Source organism: Geodermatophilus sp. SMS 5-13, from assembly GCF_059428245.1.
In genome coordinates this window covers 1352216-1368165 of sequence record NZ_CP165729.1, presented here as the reverse complement: position 1 = coordinate 1368165, position 15950 = coordinate 1352216, and the positions used below count along the sequence as shown (strand labels likewise).

The following is a 15950-nucleotide window of genomic DNA, read 5'->3' as shown; positions in this document are numbered from 1 at the left end:
CCGGCGGATCCGCGACCAGCCTTCCGGCGTGTCGCGTGTGCCGCCGCGGTCGCTCGGGCACACGCGTGCCATGACGACGCCGAGCGACTGGCGCACCCACCTCGACGGACTGCCCCTCGAGGCCCGTCTCCGGGCGCTGCTCGTGTACGAGCTCGCCGCCGACCGCGCGGCCGGCGCACCGCTGGAGGTCGCCGCGGCCACCGTGCGCGCCGCGGCGGAGGCCGAGGGCCTCGACGTCCACCAACCCTGGATCGACGCCGCCGCGGCGCGGATCAGCGCCGGGCAGGCCAGCTCGCTGGCCGGCTGAGGACGGCGGTCAGCCGACGCCGATGCTCATCACCGGGCGCGCGGCCGGGTTCAGCCAGCGCATCAGCGTCTGCAGGTCGGCCCGCGGGATCGCCACGCAGCCGGCGGTGGCCGAGCTGTTCGCGATGTGCAGGAAGAACGCCGACCCCGCGCCACGCACGCCGCGCCGGTTGACATCGATGACCACGGCGTTGTCGTAGACCGCGCCGGCAGAGGTCAGCCGCTCCCCCGCGCGCTCGTCGAACGGGCAGGTGCCGGGCACACAGCGGTAGTAGCGGTTGTACTGGGCGCTGGTGACGTCGGAGACCCACCAGTCGTTGCCGTCGATCACCCGGTACGGCAGCGCGGTCCCCGGGTTCGCCAGCCGGCCGAAGCCCTCGGTGAGGGTCCAGGTGCCGGCGGGTGTGCGCGACGTCGTCTCGCTGGGCACCCCGATCCCGGCCGACCCGACGCGGGCGGTCACCGGGCCGAGCACGGCCGTCCAGGTGGCGCCGCGCTTCTCCCAGGCGGTCAGCGTCGCGGTCGTCGAGCTCGCCGACGGCGCCACCACGGTGACCAGCTGCGTGCCGGGCGGCGTCACGCCCAGCGGGACCGTCCCGCCGCCGGCCTTCGGGGCCCCGGCCACGACGACCCCGCCGGACGCCGTCCAGGTGAGGCGGCCGTACTGGAAGTCCTGCGCCCGGCCACCCGTGATCGCGTACTCGTCGGACGTCGGGAACCCGAGCGCGCTGTTCTCCGACCCCATCGCGCCCCAGCGGGCCCAGATGGCGCCGTGGACGCTGTGCGCGCCGCTGGCCGGCGACCACACGATCGCCCCGCCCTGGAACAGGTTGTACCGGCCCTGCTGGTCGGGGGTGGTCAGCTCGTCGGTGGTGGGCAGCCCGAGCTCCGAGGCGTCCCCGCCGAGCGCCTTGTACCTCGCCCAGATCGCGCCGCCCACCCAGCGGGTCCCCGTGGCCGGCGACCAGAGCAGCGCGCCGCCCTGGAAGGTGGTGCTCCGGCCGACGCCGTCGGCGGTGGGCACCTCGTCGGAGGTCGGGAACCCGAGGGGTCCGTTCTCCCAGCCCAGCATGGCCCAGCGGTCCCGGATCGCGCCGATCACCTGGTGCGCGCCCGTCGCCGGTGACCAGTAGATGGAGCCGGACTGGAAGTGGTTGTAGCGGCCGTGGACGAGCGGCGTCGGCAGCTCGTCGGTCGTGGGGTAGCCCATGACGCCGCGCGGGCCGCCCAGGGCGAGGTACCGCTGGAGGATCGCGCCGACCACCGTGTGCCGGCCGGTCGCCGGCGAGGAGAACGTGTCGGCCAGCGCCGGGGGTGCGGCGACCGCCACGAGCGCCGTCAGCACCGCCCCGAGGACGGCGACCCGCCACAGCCGCCTGAACCGAACCTGTCCGTACCGGATCGCCCTCACCCGGCCAGGAAACAAGCTGCCCGGGCGCCCGGCCAAGCACCGCGCGGGCGGGCCGCCCCGGGCGCCCCACCCGCCCCAGGAGTGGTCAAGTCGCTCCGGTGGGAGTGCTTCCACCTGCCCGTCCCCGGGAAGCCTGCGTGCCGCGCCGCGGTTCTCCCTCCCGTGACCCGCCCGCGCCCTGTCGACGTCGCCGTCCTCGGCGCCGGGCAGGCCGGGCTGGCCACCGCCTACGGTCTGCTCCGCCAGGGCTTCACCCGCGAGACCGGGTTCGTCGTCCTCGACGCCGAACGTGCGGCGGGCGGCGCCTGGCAGCACCGCTGGCCCTCGCTCACCCTCGGGACGACGCACCGCGTGCACGACCTCCCCGGCCTGCCCTTCGACGCGGGTGCCGACGACGACCGGGCCGGCACGGTCGTGCCGGCCTACTTCGCCGCCTACGAGCGCGCGTTCGACCTGCCGGTGCACCGGCCCGTGCGGGTCACCGCGGTACGGCCGGGCGAGCGCCTGCTGGTCGAGACCTCCGCAGGCAGCTGGGCAGCGCGCGCGGTCGTCAACGCCACCGGCACCTGGACGCGGCCGTTCGTCCCCCGCTACCCCGGCCAGGACCGCTTCGCCGGCCGACAGCTGCACACTGCCGACTACCGCTCGGCCGAGGAGTTCGCCGGCCGGCACGTGGTGGTCGTCGGGGGCGGCGCCTCGGCGGTGCAGCTGCTCGGGGAGATCGCACGGGTCACCTCGACGACCTGGGTGACGCGGCGTCCGCCGGTCTGGCGCGCGGGCACGTTCGGGACCGACGAGGCCCGCGCCGCGGTCGCCCGGGTCGAGGAGGCCGTGCGGGCGGGCCGCTCCCCCGGCAGCGTCGTCGGCGTCACCGGGCTGGTCGTCACGCCGTGGGTCCGCGCCGCCCTCGACCGCGGCGCGCTGCGGCGGCTGCCGATGTTCGACCGCGTCACCCCGGATGGCGTGGCCTGGGACGACGGCCGGTTCGTGCCGGCCGACGTGATCCTCTGGGCCACCGGCTTCCGCGCCGCGCTCGCCCACCTCGCGCCGCTGCGCCTGCGCGAGCCCGGGGGTGGCATCCGGATGGTCGGTACGCGCACCGCCCGGGACCCGCGGGTGCACCTCGTCGGCTACGGCCCCTCGGCCAGCACGATCGGCGCCAACCGCGCCGGGCAGGCCGCCGCCCGGGAGCTGCGGGCGTTCCTGAGTCCGGCGTCGCAGGCCGCCTGAGCCGGCGTCAGCTGCCGCCGACCCCGATGGCGGTCAGGAACACGAGGACGACGGTCGCGACGGCGAACACGCCGTGCGCCCCCACCAGGCCGGCCGGGATGTGCCGCTCGGGCGCGGGGTCGGTCTCGGCGACCGCGCCGGCGGTCCCTCGGGCGGACCCGCCGGCCACCAGCTCGCCGCGGCGGGTCTTGTTCCAGCGCAGCACGAGCACGTCACCGAGGACCGCGACCAGGACGAGGACGACGAAGGCCACCCAGGTCAGCGCGTCGGCGTCCGCGACGAGGTAGACGATCCAGAGGACGAGTCCGGCGGCGGCGAGCAGGAAGTGGCTGAAGACCACCGGGGGCCGGAAGGCACCGCTGGTGGAGCGGGTGCCGCCGGCGCGCAGCCAGCGGCCGAGCATGGTGAAGCCCAACCCCGCCGTGACGATCCAGGTGATCAGCGCGGCAACGGCCATGTCAGTCTCCTCGTCTTCCAGGGGCTCGAACATCGACGGGTGCGCCGGGCCGGGCGAACCCTTCAGCCTGCTCCGCCTCGTCGGCCACACGGACCCCGTACCGGTAGGCGAGCTTGCCGCCGAGGGAGCCGGAGATGCCGAGAGCGGCGAGGCACACGGCGGAGAGCACCAGCGGCCCGATGCCGGTGGGCCCGTCGTCCGCGTTCAGCCGCCACAGGAAGCCGAGCGCGAAGCCGACGGTGATCGCCAGGTTCAGGCCCATGTGGAGCAGCGCCGTCCGGTGCGCGGGCGTCCCCGACGGGATGAGCAGGAAGTCGAGGAAGCCGACCGCCGCGGCCGCCAGCGCTCCGAGGACGCCGATCGCGATCAGCCACAGGGCGCCGGTCGCCAGCGCGGCGCCGTCCCCGACCACGTGCGAGCCGATGTCGAGGACGAGGCTCGAGACCCACGCGCCGATCGGGACGGTCACCAGGATCGGGTGGAAGGGATGCCCGTAGGGGCCGGCCAGCAGCGCCGAGGCCGGCCGCTTGGCGCGGGTGTCCACTGGCTCCATCGCGACCTCCGAGAGGGTCGATATTTGCCAATCGATGTTTGTCTTTTGATCCCGGAGCGTCAAGAGGAGGGGCATCGGCGCACCGACGTTGGCGATACGATGCCGCGCATGAGCACCCCGGGCCGGCAGCTCCCGGACGTCCAGGCCGTCGCCGCGCTCGCCGACCCTGTGCGCCGCGCGCTCTTCGAGCACCTGCGGGAGGCGGCCGGTCCGGTGACCCGCGAGGCGGCCGCCGAGGCGGTCGGGATCTCCCGCAAGCTGGCCGCGTTCCACCTGGACAAGCTGGTCGCGGCCGGCCTGCTCGCGGCCCGGACCGGGGACGTCGGCCGGGGCATCGGGCGCCGTCCGAAGGTCTACGCCCCCTCGGGCACGGAGGTCCGCGTCAGCATCCCGCCGCGCAGCCCCGACCTGCTCGCCGACCTGCTGGTCGAGGCGGTGCGCACCGAGCAGCCGACCGAGACGGCGGGCGAGGCGGCGCTGCGCGTGGCCCGAGCCCGCGGCGCCGCCGACGGCGCGGCCGAGCGGAGCGCGCGGCGCCTCGGCCGGCTCGGCGCGGAGCGGGCGCTCGCCCTGGCCGGCGCCGTCCTGTCGCGGCTGGGTTTCGAGCCGGTCCGGGACGCCGGCGCCACCCTGCGGCTGCGCAACTGCCCGTTCCACCCGCTCGCCGCCCGCGACCCCGAGCTGGTGTGCGGGATCAACCACGCGTTCGTGACCGGGCTGCTCGAGGGGCTGCAGGCGCGGACGGTCGACGCGGCGCTGGAGCCCACGCCGGGCCAGTGCTGCGTGCGGCTGCAGCCCGCGCGCCCCTGAGCCGGCGGTTTGGGACAGTGGGGGCGATGAGCACCTCCCCCGACGCCGCCGAGGGCCACGCCCGCGCCGGCGAGTACCTGCGCCTGCTCGACGCCGGCGACCCCGCCGCCGACGACCTGCTGGCCGGCGTGACCGCGATCCGCGAGCTGGCCTTCCTCGGCGCCGGGCTGACCGCCGTCGCCCGCACGCTGGGGCGGCAGCTGCCCCCGGCGCAGCGGGCCCAGGCCAGCACCCGGCAGCTGCGCCTCGGTCAGCTCCGGGACGCGAACCGCACCGACCCGGAGGGGCTGCGGACGTGGCTGCGCCGGTCCGGGGAGGAGATCCTGTTCCTCCGCTCGCTGCGCGCCGCCGCGGATCGCGCCGTCAGCTGACCCGCACCGGGGGTCGAGCCGGGCTGCGGTCAGCCGGCGCCGCGGGTGGCGGCGCGGGCCAGCGGCAGCACCGCCACCAGCACGGCGCCGATCAGCGCGTAGGTCCACGGCAGGCCGAGGCCGGCGGCCACCAGCCCCGGCAGCAGCGCGCCGACGCCGGTGCCGCCGTCGAACGCGGCGTTCCAGAACGCGCTCGCCGTCGTGGCCGCGCTGTCACCGGCCCGCCGGAACGCGGCCAGCAGCGTGAGGTTCTGCGTCGCGCCGTAGCCGAACCCGAACACCGTCGCGCCGGCCAGCACGGTCGCCGTCCCCTGTTCCACGCCGAGCGCGAGGACGACGAGACCGGCGGCGGCCAGCACCACCGACAGCGGCAGCAGCCCGCGCAGGCCGAGCCGGTCGGCCAGCACCCCGGCGCGCCAGCGGCTGACGGCGGCGGTGAGGTTCATCAGCAGCAGCGCCGTGGTCGCGATCGCGCCCTCCGGCCGCCCGATCGGCAGGAAGGTGACGACCGCCCCGCCGGCCAGGGTGACCACGAACAGCAGCACCGACGGGACCAGGGCGCTGCGGACGGCACGGCGGGACCCGCCCGGCTCCGTAGCCGCGGTCGGTGCCGACGGCGCCGCGCGGACCAGCCGGGGCACCAGCGGCAGGCCGAGCACGGGGACGGCGGCCAGCCAGGCCAGCCACTCGGCGCGCCCGCCCAGCACGAGCGCCACCCCCAGCGGGACGGCGATCAGCTGCGGCACCGCGATGCCCAGGCCGTACAGGCCGAAGGACTCCCCGCGCCGCTCCGGCGGGGCGAGCAGCCCGGCCAGCGTCGCGCCGACCACGGTGAGCACCGCGAAGCCCGCGCCCCGCACCGCCGAGATGCCGGCCAGCCAGCCGAGGGAGTCATCCACCGCGTACAGCGGGGACGGCGCCCCGAGCGCCAGCAGCCCGCCGGCCAGCACCGGCCCCAGGCCGAACCGCCGGGTCAGCGCGGGCACCGTCAGCTGGACCGCGATCGTGACCAGCAGGAACACGGTCGTGACGACGCCGGCGGCGGTGGCGCTCGTACCGCCGGCGACCGCGTAGGCCGGCAGCGAGGCCAGCGTGAGGCAGAAGCTGACGAACCCGAGCGAGGTCGCCGCGATCAGCGCCCGCATGGCCGGCAGCCGCCACAGCGACTGCCGCACCTCTGCCCCGCCCACGCCCCCACGGTATGCAGGTCGGATGCCCCTGCTGACGATCGGCCACGGTCCCGACGACCGCGCCCGCCTCGGCGACCGGCTGTCGGCCGCCTCGGTCGCGCTCCTGGTCGACGTCCGCCGGTTCCCCGGCAGCCGGTCGAACCCGGACGTCCGCCGCGAGGCGCTGGCCGAGTGGCTGCCCGCGGCCGGCATCGGCTACCGCTGGGAGGAGCGGCTCGGCGGCCGGCGCCGGCTGCCCCGGGGCGAGCCGGTTGCCGACGGGTGGTGGACCGACGCCGCGTTCGCCGCCTACGCCGCGCACACCCGCACGCCGGAGTTCGCCGCGGCCTTCGACGAGGTGCTCGCGGAGGCGGCCGGCGCCGCGGTCGCGGTGATGTGCAGCGAGAGCGTGTGGTGGCGCTGCCACCGGCGGCTGATCGCCGACGTCGCCGTCCTCGGGCGGGGCGTGCCGGTGAGCCACCTGATGCCCGACGGCCGGCTCGCCGCGCACCGCCCCTCGGACGGGGCCGTCCTCGCCCCCGACGGCCTCGTCCACTGGCCCGCGTGAGGGACTTTCGGCGCGGAAAGTCCCTCAGCCCTGGTGCGGGTAGCGGTGGTCGGTCGGGGGGACGAACGTCTCCTTGATCGAGCGGGTCGACGTCCAGCGCAGCAGGTTCTGCGCCGCCCCGGCCTTGTCGTTGGTGCCCGACGCGCGCCCGCCGCCGAACGGCTGCTGGCCCACGACGGCGCCGGTCGGTTTGTCGTTGACGTAGAAGTTGCCGGCCGCGAACCGCAGGAACCGCTCGGCGTGCGCGATCGCGGCGCGGTCCTGGGCGATGACCGCGCCGGTGAGCGCGTACGGCGCCACCGACTCCATCTGCGCCAGCACGCTGTCGTACTCGGCGTCGTCGTAGACGTGCACGGCGAGCACCGGCCCGAAGTACTCGGTCGCGAACACCTCGTGCGCGGGGTCGGTGCCCTCGACGATCGTCGGCCGGACGAAGAAGCCCTCGCTGTCGTCGACCGTTCCGCCGGCGACGACGCTGAGCGCCGGGTCGTTCTTCGCCCGGTCGATGACCCGCGCGAGCTTGTCGAACGACCGCCGGTCGATGACGGCGCCCAGGAAGTTCGAGAAATCGGTGACGTCGCCCATCGGCAGCGCCTCGGTCTCGCCGACCAGGTCGTCGCGCAGCCGCGCCCACACGCTGCGCGGCACGTAGGCGCGCGAGGCCGCCGAGCACTTCTGGCCCTGGTACTCGAAGGCGCCGCGGATCAGCGCGGTGCGCAGCACGTCGACGTCGGCCGAGGCGTGGGCGACGACGAAGTCCTTGCCGCCGGTCTCCCCCACGATCCGCGGATAGCCGCGGTAGCTGTCGAGGTTCTCGGCGACCCGCCGCCACAGGCTCCTGAAGACGGCGGTGGAGCCGGTGAAGTGGATGCCCGCCAGGTCGCGGTCGGCCAGGAGGACGTCGGAGACCTGGTGCCCGTCGCCGGGCAGCATGTTGATCACGCCGGGAGGCAGGCCGGCCTCCTCCAGCAGCCGCATCACGAAGTGCGCGGCGAACTGCTGGGTCGGCGCCGGCTTCCAGACCACGGTGTTGCCCATGAGCGCCGGCGCGGTCGGCAGGTTGCCGGCGATGGCGGTGAAGTTGAACGGCGTGATCGCGTAGACGAAGCCCTCGAGCGGGCGGTGGTCGGTGCGGTTCCAGACGCCGGGTGAGGACACCGGCTGCTCGGCGACGATCTCGCGGGCGAAGTGCACGTTCCAGCGCCAGAAGTCGATCAGCTCGCAGGCGCTGTCGATCTCGGCCTGGTAGGCGGTCTTGCTCTGCCCGAGCATCGTCGCGGCGTTGAGCGTCTGCCGCCACGGGCCGGCCAGCAGGTCGGCGGCCTTGAGGAAGACCGCGGCGCGGTCGTCGAAGGAGAGGGCCTGCCAGCCGGGAGCGGCGTCCCTGGCCGCACGCACCGCCTGCTCGGCGTCGGCAGCGTCGGCGACCGCCGAGCGCCCCAGGACGGCGGCGTGCCGGTGCGGCTGCACGACGTCGAACTCGGCGCCGCCGGGCATCCGCTGCTGCCCGCCGACGGTCGCGGTCAGCTCGAACGGAGCGTCGGCGAGCTCAGCCAGGCGCAGCTCGAGCGCCGCCCGCTCCGGCGAGCCGGGGGCGTAGGTGAGAACCGGCTCGTTGCCGGGAGCGGGCACCCGGGTGACGGCGTCCATGGGGGCTCAGCCTTTCGTCGCGAGGGAGCGCAGGAAGAAGCGCAGGTTGGCGGGGCGCTCGGCCAGCCGGCGCATGAAGTAGCCGTACCAGTCGACGCCGTAGGGCACGTAGGCGCGCACGCGGACGCCGGCGGCGGCCAGCCGGCGCTGCTCGTCGGGCCGGATGCCGTAGAGCATCTGGACCTCCCACGAGTCCGGCGTCCGCCCGTACTCGGCGGCCAGCCGCTGGGCGAGGCCGACCATCACCGGGTCGTGCGAGCCGACCATCGGGTAGCCGTCGCCGCGCATCAGGACGCCGAGGCAGCGGGCGTAGGCGGCGTCCACCTCCCGGCGGTGCGGGAAGGCGACCTCCGGCGGCTCCCGGTAGGCGCCCTTGACCAGCCGGACCCGGGAGCCGGCGGTGGCCAGCGCGCTGGCGTCGTCCTCGGTGCGCCGCAGCATCGCCTGCAGCACGGCGCCGACCCCCGGGGAGTCGCGGCGGAGCTCCGCCAGGGCGGCGAGGGTGGCGTCGACGGTGCGCGACTCCTCCATGTCGAGGGTGACCGTCGTCCCCAGCGCCTCGGCCGCCTCGACGACCGGGCGGACCAGTTCGAGGGCCAGGTCCTCACCCCCGGGCAGCGACTGCCCGAAGGCCGACAGCTTCACCGAGACCTCCGCGGCCGGGCCCAGGCCGAGCGGCGCGAGCCCGTCGAGGGCGGCGAGGTAGGCGTCCCGCGAGCGCTTGGCCTCCAGCCGGGAGGTGACGTCCTCGCCGAGGTGGTCGAGGGTCACCGCGATGCCGTCGCCGGACAGGGTGCGGACGACGGTCAGCGCGTCCGCCAGCGTCTCGCCGGCCACGAAGCGGTCGACCACCGCCCGGGTGGCCGGGGTGCCCACGACCAGCCGCCGCAGGGCGGGCCGGCGCGAGGCCGCGAGCAGCGCTCTCTGCATCAGCACGAGCCACCTCCACGCCGGTCGACGACGCCTCCGACGCTAAGCACCCGGGGGCCCCGGGACCAGCGACAGACGTACGACGTCGCCCGTACTGATTTCATACACCTGTACAGGAGGAGGCGGTGTGCGCGACGAGCTGCAGGAGCTGGTCGACCAGGTGTCCCGGCTGCTGGCCGCGCCGGTCACCCTGGAGGACGCCGAGTTCACCCTGCTGGCGTTCTGCGCGCACGACGGCGCGGCCGGCACCGGCATGGACGCCGTCCGGACCCGGTCGATCCTCACCCGCGGCTCCCCGCCGGAGACCCGCCGCTGGTTCGAGGAGTTCGGGATCGCCCGGGCCGACGGGCCGCTGCGGACGCCGGCCGACCCCGGCGCCGGCATCCTCACCCGGCTGGTGATCCCCGTGCGGCACGCCGGCCGCACGCACGGCTACCTGTGGCTGCTCGACGAGGGCCGCACCGACCCCGACGACGCGGACGACGAGGCCCTGGCCGCCGCGGTCGACCTCGCCGCCGAGGCCGGCCGGCTGCTGGCGGGCCGCGAGCCCGCGGAGGGCGCGCTGGACCGGGTGCTGCGCGCGGCGCTCACCGGGGGCGGCGCCGCCCGCGACCGCGCCGTCCGGACCCTGGGCGACCGGTTCGGGGCCGGCGCCGCGCAGCTCGTGGTCGCCCTGGCCCCGGCCGGCGGGGTGCTCCCGGCCGGCTGGCGGCCGCCGGGCGCCGGGGCGGTGAGCGCGGTCCTGGCCGAGGACGGCGAACGGGTCGCGGTGCTCGTGCCGCTGCGACGGGCCGGCGACCTGCGGCCGGCGACCGCGCTGACCGCCGCCGCACTGCCCGCGCTGCCGCCCGGCAGCAGCGCCGGGCTCTCGGCGGTGCGCTCCGGTGTCGCCGACCTCCCCGGCCAGTGGGCCGAGGCCGGCGCGGCCGCACGCGTGGCGGCCGCCGTCGAGGAGTTCGCGCCGGTCGCGCACTGGGCGGAGCTGGGCGCCTGGCGGGCGGTCACCGCGCTGCCCGGGCCCGATCCCGCCGTCGGCCCGCTGCTCGCCGAGCCGGCGCTCGCCCGGACGGCGGAGGTCTTCCTCGACTGCGCCGGCAGCGCGTCCCGGGCCGCGGCCGCGCTGCGCATCCACCGCCAGACGCTGTACTACCGGCTGGGCCGGGTGGCCGAGCTGAGCGGCCTCGACCTCGCCGACGGGGCGGACCGCCTGCTCCTGCACACCGCGCTCAAGGCCGCGCGGCTACGCCGCTGATCGATAGCTCGCCTAAGCTTGCCGGAATGGCTGCAGGAGAAGAGGCGTCACCTCGCCACGGCGCCGACGTCCTGCGGACGCTGCGGACGGCGACGGCGCGCGAGCACGAGCGGGTCGAGTCCACGCTGGACCTCATGAGCCCCGACCTGGACCGCGCCCGCCTGGCCGACGTCCTCGGCCGGCTGCACGGCTTCTGGCAGGCGGCCGAGGCGGGGCTGGACGACTGGGCCGAGCGCGAGCCGGAGCCCGCGGGCGCGGTGGAGTGGGGCCGCCGCCGTCGGGCGGCGCTGTTCGCCGCCGACCTCGCCGCGCTGGGGGCCGCGGCGGCCCCGGACCTCCCCGTGCTGCCCGGCGTCGAGCACACCGACGAGGCGCTCGGCCGGATGTACGTGCTCGAGGGCTCGACGCTGGGCGGCACGTTCATCGACCGCCACCTCACCGGCCTCCCCGGACTCGGCGTCCGGGTGACCGCCTTCTCCCCCTACGGCGCAGAGACCGGTGCCATGTGGCACGCCTTCCGGCGGTTCACCCGCGAGCGCGTGACCGACCCCGACCGCGTGGTCGCCGCCGCCGGGGCCACGTTCCGGGCGCTGGCCGCCTGGTGCGCACCGGTGGCCGCGTGACCGGGCCGGTGCCGGAGGTCGACTGGCTCGCCCCCGGCACCCCGGTCGACCTCGACAACTGCGCCCGGGAGCCGATCCACGTCCCCGGCAGCATCCAGCCGCGCGGCGTCCTGCTCGCGGTGAGCGAGCCGCACCTCGTCGTCCAGCAGGTGTCGGAGAACCTGTCCGAGCTGACCGGGGTGACGCCGGAGCAGGCGCTCGGCCGGTCGCTGCGAGACGCCCTCGGCGTCGTCCCCGCCGAGGCGGTGGCGCTGACCGCCAGCGCCTTCGGCGACCTGCGCGAGCGCAACCCGGTCGAGCTCACCCTCGACGTCGACGGGACGCCGGTGCCGGTCGACGCCATCCTGCACCGGGCGGTCATCCGGCCCGGCGACGCCCCGCTGCCCGGCCTGCCGGCGGACACCGGCGGCGAGGCGGTGACCAGCCTGGTGGTCGAGCTGGAGCCGGCCCGCGGCCCGCGGCCGTTCTCCTTCCCGAACACCTACCAGGCGGTGCGCGGCACGGTCGGCGAGCTCAACCGGGCCAGCACGCTGCAGGAGCTCTACGACATCACCGCCCAGGCGGTGCGCTCGCTGACCGGCTTCGACCGCGTGATGGTCTACCGCTACGACGCCGAGTACAACGGCGAGGTCGTCGCCGAGGCCCGGGCCGGGCACCTGAACTCCTTCCTCGGGCTGCACTACCCGGCCTCCGACATCCCGGCGCAGGCGCGGGCGCTGTACGAGAAGAACTGGATCCGGCTGATCTCCGACGTCGACTACGTGCCGGCGCGCCTGGTCCCGGCCGACCACCCCGGCAACGACCGGCCGCTGGACCTCACCTACTCGGCGCTGCGCAGCGTCTCCCCCATCCACATCGAGTACCTGAAGAACATGGGCGTGCGCGCCTCGATGTCGATCTCGCTGCTGCGCGACGACACGCTCTGGGGGCTCATCGCCTGCCACCACTACGAGGGCCCGCACGCCCCGCCGTACGCCACCCGCGCCGCGGCGGAGTTCCTCGGGTCCACGCTGTCGCTGCGGCTGGTCGACCGGGCGCTGGAGGAGGAGACCCAGCGGGCGCTGCGGGTCCGCTCGACGCTGGCGTGGCTGACCGCGGCCACCCTCGACGAGGACCGCCCGCTGGCCGACACCCTGCTCGGCTCGCCGGACCTGCTGGATCTGCTGCCCGCCGACGGCGTCGTCGTCCGGCTGCAGGGGCACACCGGCGCCCGCGGGTTGGCGCTGCCGGACGGCCTGGCCGAGGCCGTCGCCGGGTGGGCGGCCGGCCGCGGCGCCGACGTCGTGGCCACCGACGCCCTGCCCCAGCAGGCGCCCGAGCTCGGCGTGCCGGTCGAGCTGGCCTGCGGCGTGCTGGTGCTGCCGCTGCCGGAGGGGCAGTTCATCCTCTGGTTCCGCGGCGAGCAGGTGCAGACCGTCGACTGGGGCGGCGATCCGCACAACAAGGCGATCGCGCAGCGGGAGGGCGACGAGGTCCGGCTCTCCCCGCGCAAGTCCTTCGACCGCTGGCGGGAGACGGTGCGCGGCCGCTCGGAGCCCTGGACCGGCCGGCAGGTGGCCGAGGCGACCGAGCTGCGCACCCACCTGCTCGAGGCGCTCTACGCCCGCTCGCGCAGCATCGTGCGCGCCGCGGAGACGCTGCAGCGCAGCCTGCTCTCCGATCCCCCGCAGCCCGAGCACCTGCAGGTGGCCGTGCGGTACGTGCCCGCGGCGCGCGAGGCCCAGGTCGGCGGCGACTGGTACGACGTGTTCGGCCAGCCCGACGGGTCGACCATGCTGGTCATCGGGGACGTCGCCGGGCACGACACCGAGGCGGCGGCCTGCATGGCGCAGCTGCGCGGGCTGCTGCGCGGCATCGCCTACGACAGCGCCGACAGCCCGGCCGCCGTCCTGGCCCGGCTGGACGCCGCGATCGAGGGGCTCCGCCTCGGCGCGATGGCCACCGTGCTGGTCGCCCGGCTCGAGGAGACCGCCGCCGGCACCCGGCTGCGCTGGTCGAGCGCCGGCCACCTGCCGCCGGTGGTGGTGGGCCCGGACGGCGCACAGCAGGTGCTCACGGCGCCGGGGCTCATGCTCGGGGTCGCGCCCGCGATCACCCGCGCCGACAGCGAGGTCCTGCTGCAGCGCGGCGCCACCGTCGTCCTCTACACCGACGGGCTCGTGGAGCGCCGCGACCAGGTCTTCGACGAGGGCGTGGAGAACCTGCGGCGGGCGCTGGCGGGCCTGCGGGAGCAGCCGGTCGAGGAGCTGTGCGACGCGCTCCTCGCCCGACTGCTGCCGGGACGGGCCGAGGACGACGTCGCGCTGGTCGCCGTCCGTCTCCGGCCGAGGTAGGTCAGGCCTGCTCGGGATTGGAGAAGTGCGGGTTCAGCCCGTCGTCCTGAGCGCCGCCGGTCCCCGGCAGCGGGGTCTCGTCCTCGGCCGCCTCCGCGACCAGGTCGACCTCGTCGTCGGGGGTGCGGTCGACGTCGCTCTCGAGCGCCTGCAGCAGCCGCTGCTCGTCGGGCCCGAGATCGGCGGGGCCCAGGTGCTCGCCGGGCTCGCCGGCGTCGGAGCCGGAGGCCATCGCGCTGTCCGGGTACTCAGCGCTGTCGGGGAGGTCGTCGCGGTTCATCGCAGATCTCCTCAGCGGGGGAAGTTCGGCTCGAGCCGCGGCACGATCTGCATCTCGGGAACGTAGGCCGCCGGGTGCAGCAGGAGCAACGTGCGGACGGTCTCGGCCACGGCGGAGGGCGGCATCATCAGGTGGGACGGGATGCCCCACTGCTCCATCATCGGCGTGTCCATCGCCGCCGGGACGACGCTCTGGACGCGGCAGGGGAACGGCCGCTCGCTGCCGTCCGGCAGCCGGATCGCCTTCTCCCGCAGCTCCCGCTGGATGCACTTGGTCGCGTTGCGGAAGCCGGCCTTCGAGCCGTTGTAGGCGATCGCGCCGCTGCCGGAGGTGATCGCCGAGAGGGACACGATGTGGACGACGTCGGCGGTGCGCCCCTCCGGCAGGTGCTGCACGCGCTTCATGAACTCGCCGGTGAGGAAGATCGGGCCCTCGCAGTTGACCGCCTGCACCATCCGGTAGTCGGCGAGGTCGATGTCGGTGATGTAGCCCGGGCGGTCGATGCCCGCGACGTTGACCAGGATGTCGAACGCGTCCCCGTGCCGGTCGAAGAGCGCCTCGACCACGTCGCGCCGGCTCTCGTCGTCGGTGACGTCCAGCGGGAGGACGTCGGCCGAGCCGCCGGCCTCGGCCACCATCGCCCGGGTCTCCTCGCTCCCGGAGGCGTTGATGTCGCCGATGGCCACGTGGGCGCCGGCCTCGGCGAGGGCGACGCAGGTCGCCCGGCCCAGCCCGCTCGCCCCGCCCGTGACCAGGGCGACACGCCCCTTGAGCGACCCGGTGACGTCCATGCAGTTCTCCGTTCTCGGTGATCAGCGCCTGCCCGTGATCACTCTCGCGGACAACCGGGCGGCCCGCAGTTCGGGCCGTCAGCGGGTGGGTGCCTGCCCGGGCGCGGCCAGTCCGGGCAGCCGGTCGGCGGGGGTCGCCCAGACGTCGGCGAGGGTCACCGTGCGCAGCTTGCGCTCGCTGAGCAGGTCGAGCAGCTCGCCGTAGACCGTGGTGACCGCCGGGTGGTTGGCGTGGCCGATCACGATCGCCTGGGCGATGAACCACTCGCGGGCGAAGTCGAGCAGCTCCGGACCGGTGAGCAGGGTGGAGTCACCGAGAGTGCCGTTCCACATCGCGATCGTCGGGTGCCCCTGGTCGGCGGCGATGCCGTCCACCCGATCGTCGTGCGACCCGAACGGCGGCCGGAAGAACGGCGTGTCCCGGACGCCGAAGGTGTTCCGGAGGAAATCGCGGTTGCGGGAGATCTCCTCGGCGATCTCCGTGTCGGACAGCGTCACGAGATCCGGGTGCGACCAGGTGTGGTTGCCGATCGCCACCTGCCCGGAGTCGATCAGCGGCTGCAGCGCTGCGGCGTTGTCGGTCCAGGAGCTGTACCTGCCGTTGGGGAAGAAGGTCAGCCGGATCCCGGTGTCGGCCGCGAGCTTGGCGTAGGCGGCCACGACCTCGGTGCTGGTGCCGTCGTCGATGGTCAGCGCCAGCGCCGTCCCCTCCCCGGGCAGGGTGCTCACCTCCCCGAGCGGCGGATCGACCGGCACGAGGCCGACGACGTTCGCCGCGGGCTCCGTCGGCGGCCCGGCGGCGGCCGCCGTCCGTGCGGCCGGCCGGGGGGCTTCCGCTGCCCGGGCCGGCCGGATCTGTTCGGCGCCGTGGGCGACCGCCGCGCCCGAGACGCCCGCTGCCAGCAGGAGGAGGAACCGCCGTCGGTCCATGGCCGGGGACGCTAACGACGGCCGGACGAGGTCCCGGGCAGCGCGCGGGCGACGCGCCGCAGCCGTTCGCACGGTCAGAAGCAGTATACGGACAGTGACAGAGTCGGTGGCTTCGAGCACGTGTCCGACCACGCTGAGTGATGCAGCCGAAGTGCGCACGGTGTGGCCGCCCGCACGGCGAGGTCCGTCATACAGCCGTTGGCGGCGTTCCTACCCCCCGGAGGGGTGAACCTGCGGCCTTTTCCGGCTGGAGTCCATCCAGCTATCCCCCCGCTGAGCCGAAGCC

17 protein-coding genes are annotated in these 15950 nt (G+C 75.7%); 8 read left to right on the top strand and 9 right to left on the bottom strand.

Annotated elements, in window-relative coordinates:
• Positions 1-70: 70 nt before the first annotated feature.
• A complete protein-coding gene (locus AB3388_RS06800) occupies positions 71-307 on the top strand; it encodes a hypothetical protein (protein WP_495410001.1) in 237 nt (78 codons plus the stop codon).
• Between the two features lie 9 nt (positions 308-316).
• Here the strand turns inward: AB3388_RS06800 and AB3388_RS06795 are convergent, their stop codons facing one another.
• Entirely contained in the window at positions 317-1717 is a 1401-nt protein-coding gene (locus AB3388_RS06795) for a L,D-transpeptidase family protein (RefSeq protein ID WP_495410000.1), read from the bottom strand.
• Positions 1718-1879: 162 nt separating this feature from the next.
• Between AB3388_RS06795 and AB3388_RS06790 the strand changes: the two genes are divergently transcribed.
• Positions 1880-2947: an NAD(P)-binding domain-containing protein gene (locus tag AB3388_RS06790; protein ID WP_495409999.1), complete on the top strand. Its 1068-nt coding sequence runs from the start codon at positions 1880-1882 to the stop codon at positions 2945-2947.
• A gap of 7 nt (positions 2948-2954) precedes the next feature.
• On the opposite strand, the gene AB3388_RS06785 is transcribed toward AB3388_RS06790, so the two are convergent.
• The gene (locus AB3388_RS06785; RefSeq protein ID WP_495409998.1) at positions 2955-3404 is read right to left on the bottom strand and encodes a hypothetical protein; all 450 of its coding nucleotides are present in this window, start codon (positions 3402-3404) and stop codon (positions 2955-2957) included.
• 1 nt (position 3405) lies between these two features.
• Entirely contained in the window at positions 3406-3957 is a 552-nt protein-coding gene (locus tag AB3388_RS06780) for a DUF2231 domain-containing protein (RefSeq protein ID WP_495409997.1), read from the bottom strand.
• Between the two features lie 108 nt (positions 3958-4065).
• Between AB3388_RS06780 and AB3388_RS06775 the strand changes: the two genes are divergently transcribed.
• Both AB3388_RS06775 and AB3388_RS06770 read left to right on the top strand, forming a co-directional pair.
• Positions 4066-4767 (top strand): helix-turn-helix transcriptional regulator, encoded by a 702-nt coding sequence (locus tag AB3388_RS06775; protein ID WP_495409996.1) that lies wholly within the window; start codon positions 4066-4068, stop codon positions 4765-4767.
• Between the two features lie 26 nt (positions 4768-4793).
• Positions 4794-5138 (top strand): hypothetical protein, encoded by a 345-nt coding sequence (locus tag AB3388_RS06770; RefSeq protein WP_495409995.1) that lies wholly within the window; start codon positions 4794-4796, stop codon positions 5136-5138.
• Between the two features lie 29 nt (positions 5139-5167).
• Here AB3388_RS06770 and AB3388_RS06765 read toward each other — a convergent pair whose 3' ends face one another.
• Entirely contained in the window at positions 5168-6328 is a 1161-nt protein-coding gene (locus AB3388_RS06765; protein ID WP_495409994.1) for an MFS transporter, read from the bottom strand.
• Between the two features lie 22 nt (positions 6329-6350).
• On the opposite strand from AB3388_RS06765, the gene AB3388_RS06760 reads away from it, so the two are divergent.
• Positions 6351-6875, top strand: a complete 525-nt coding sequence (locus tag AB3388_RS06760) for a DUF488 domain-containing protein (RefSeq protein ID WP_495409993.1) — start codon at positions 6351-6353, stop codon at positions 6873-6875.
• A gap of 24 nt (positions 6876-6899) precedes the next feature.
• Here AB3388_RS06760 and pruA read toward each other — a convergent pair whose 3' ends face one another.
• Both pruA and AB3388_RS06750 read right to left on the bottom strand, forming a co-directional pair.
• Positions 6900-8525 (bottom strand): L-glutamate gamma-semialdehyde dehydrogenase, encoded by a 1626-nt coding sequence (gene pruA, locus AB3388_RS06755; RefSeq protein WP_495409992.1) that lies wholly within the window; start codon positions 8523-8525, stop codon positions 6900-6902.
• A 6-nt stretch (positions 8526-8531) separates the two neighbouring features.
• Positions 8532-9455 carry a proline dehydrogenase family protein gene (locus AB3388_RS06750; protein ID WP_495411441.1) on the bottom strand — a complete coding sequence of 308 codons (924 nt, stop codon included), beginning with the start codon at positions 9453-9455 and terminating at the stop codon, positions 8532-8534.
• 127 nt (positions 9456-9582) lie between these two features.
• On the opposite strand from AB3388_RS06750, the gene AB3388_RS06745 reads away from it, so the two are divergent.
• The 3 genes from AB3388_RS06745 to AB3388_RS06735 are packed head-to-tail and all read left to right on the top strand — an operon-like array spanning position 9583 to position 13663.
• A complete protein-coding gene (locus AB3388_RS06745; protein WP_495409991.1) occupies positions 9583-10707 on the top strand; it encodes a helix-turn-helix domain-containing protein in 1125 nt (374 codons plus the stop codon).
• 26 nt (positions 10708-10733) lie between these two features.
• Positions 10734-11330 carry a biliverdin-producing heme oxygenase gene (locus AB3388_RS06740; RefSeq protein ID WP_495409990.1) on the top strand — a complete coding sequence of 199 codons (597 nt, stop codon included), beginning with the start codon at positions 10734-10736 and terminating at the stop codon, positions 11328-11330.
• On the top strand, positions 11327-13663 hold the full coding sequence (locus AB3388_RS06735; protein ID WP_495409989.1) for a SpoIIE family protein phosphatase: 2337 nt from the start codon (positions 11327-11329) through the stop codon (positions 13661-13663). The genes AB3388_RS06740 and AB3388_RS06735 overlap by 4 nt, the downstream gene beginning before the upstream one ends.
• Before the next feature lies 1 nt (position 13664).
• On the opposite strand, the gene AB3388_RS06730 is transcribed toward AB3388_RS06735, so the two are convergent.
• The 3 genes from AB3388_RS06730 to AB3388_RS06720 all read right to left on the bottom strand — a co-directional run bounded on the left by AB3388_RS06730 (position 13665) and on the right by AB3388_RS06720 (position 15664).
• On the bottom strand, positions 13665-13943 hold the full coding sequence (locus AB3388_RS06730; RefSeq protein WP_495409988.1) for a hypothetical protein: 279 nt from the start codon (positions 13941-13943) through the stop codon (positions 13665-13667).
• An 11-nt stretch (positions 13944-13954) separates the two neighbouring features.
• On the bottom strand, positions 13955-14734 hold the full coding sequence (locus tag AB3388_RS06725; RefSeq protein WP_495409987.1) for an SDR family NAD(P)-dependent oxidoreductase: 780 nt from the start codon (positions 14732-14734) through the stop codon (positions 13955-13957).
• Positions 14735-14812: 78 nt separating this feature from the next.
• Positions 14813-15664 (bottom strand): polysaccharide deacetylase family protein, encoded by an 852-nt coding sequence (locus AB3388_RS06720; protein WP_495409986.1) that lies wholly within the window; start codon positions 15662-15664, stop codon positions 14813-14815.
• Positions 15665-15950: the final 286 nt, after the last annotated feature.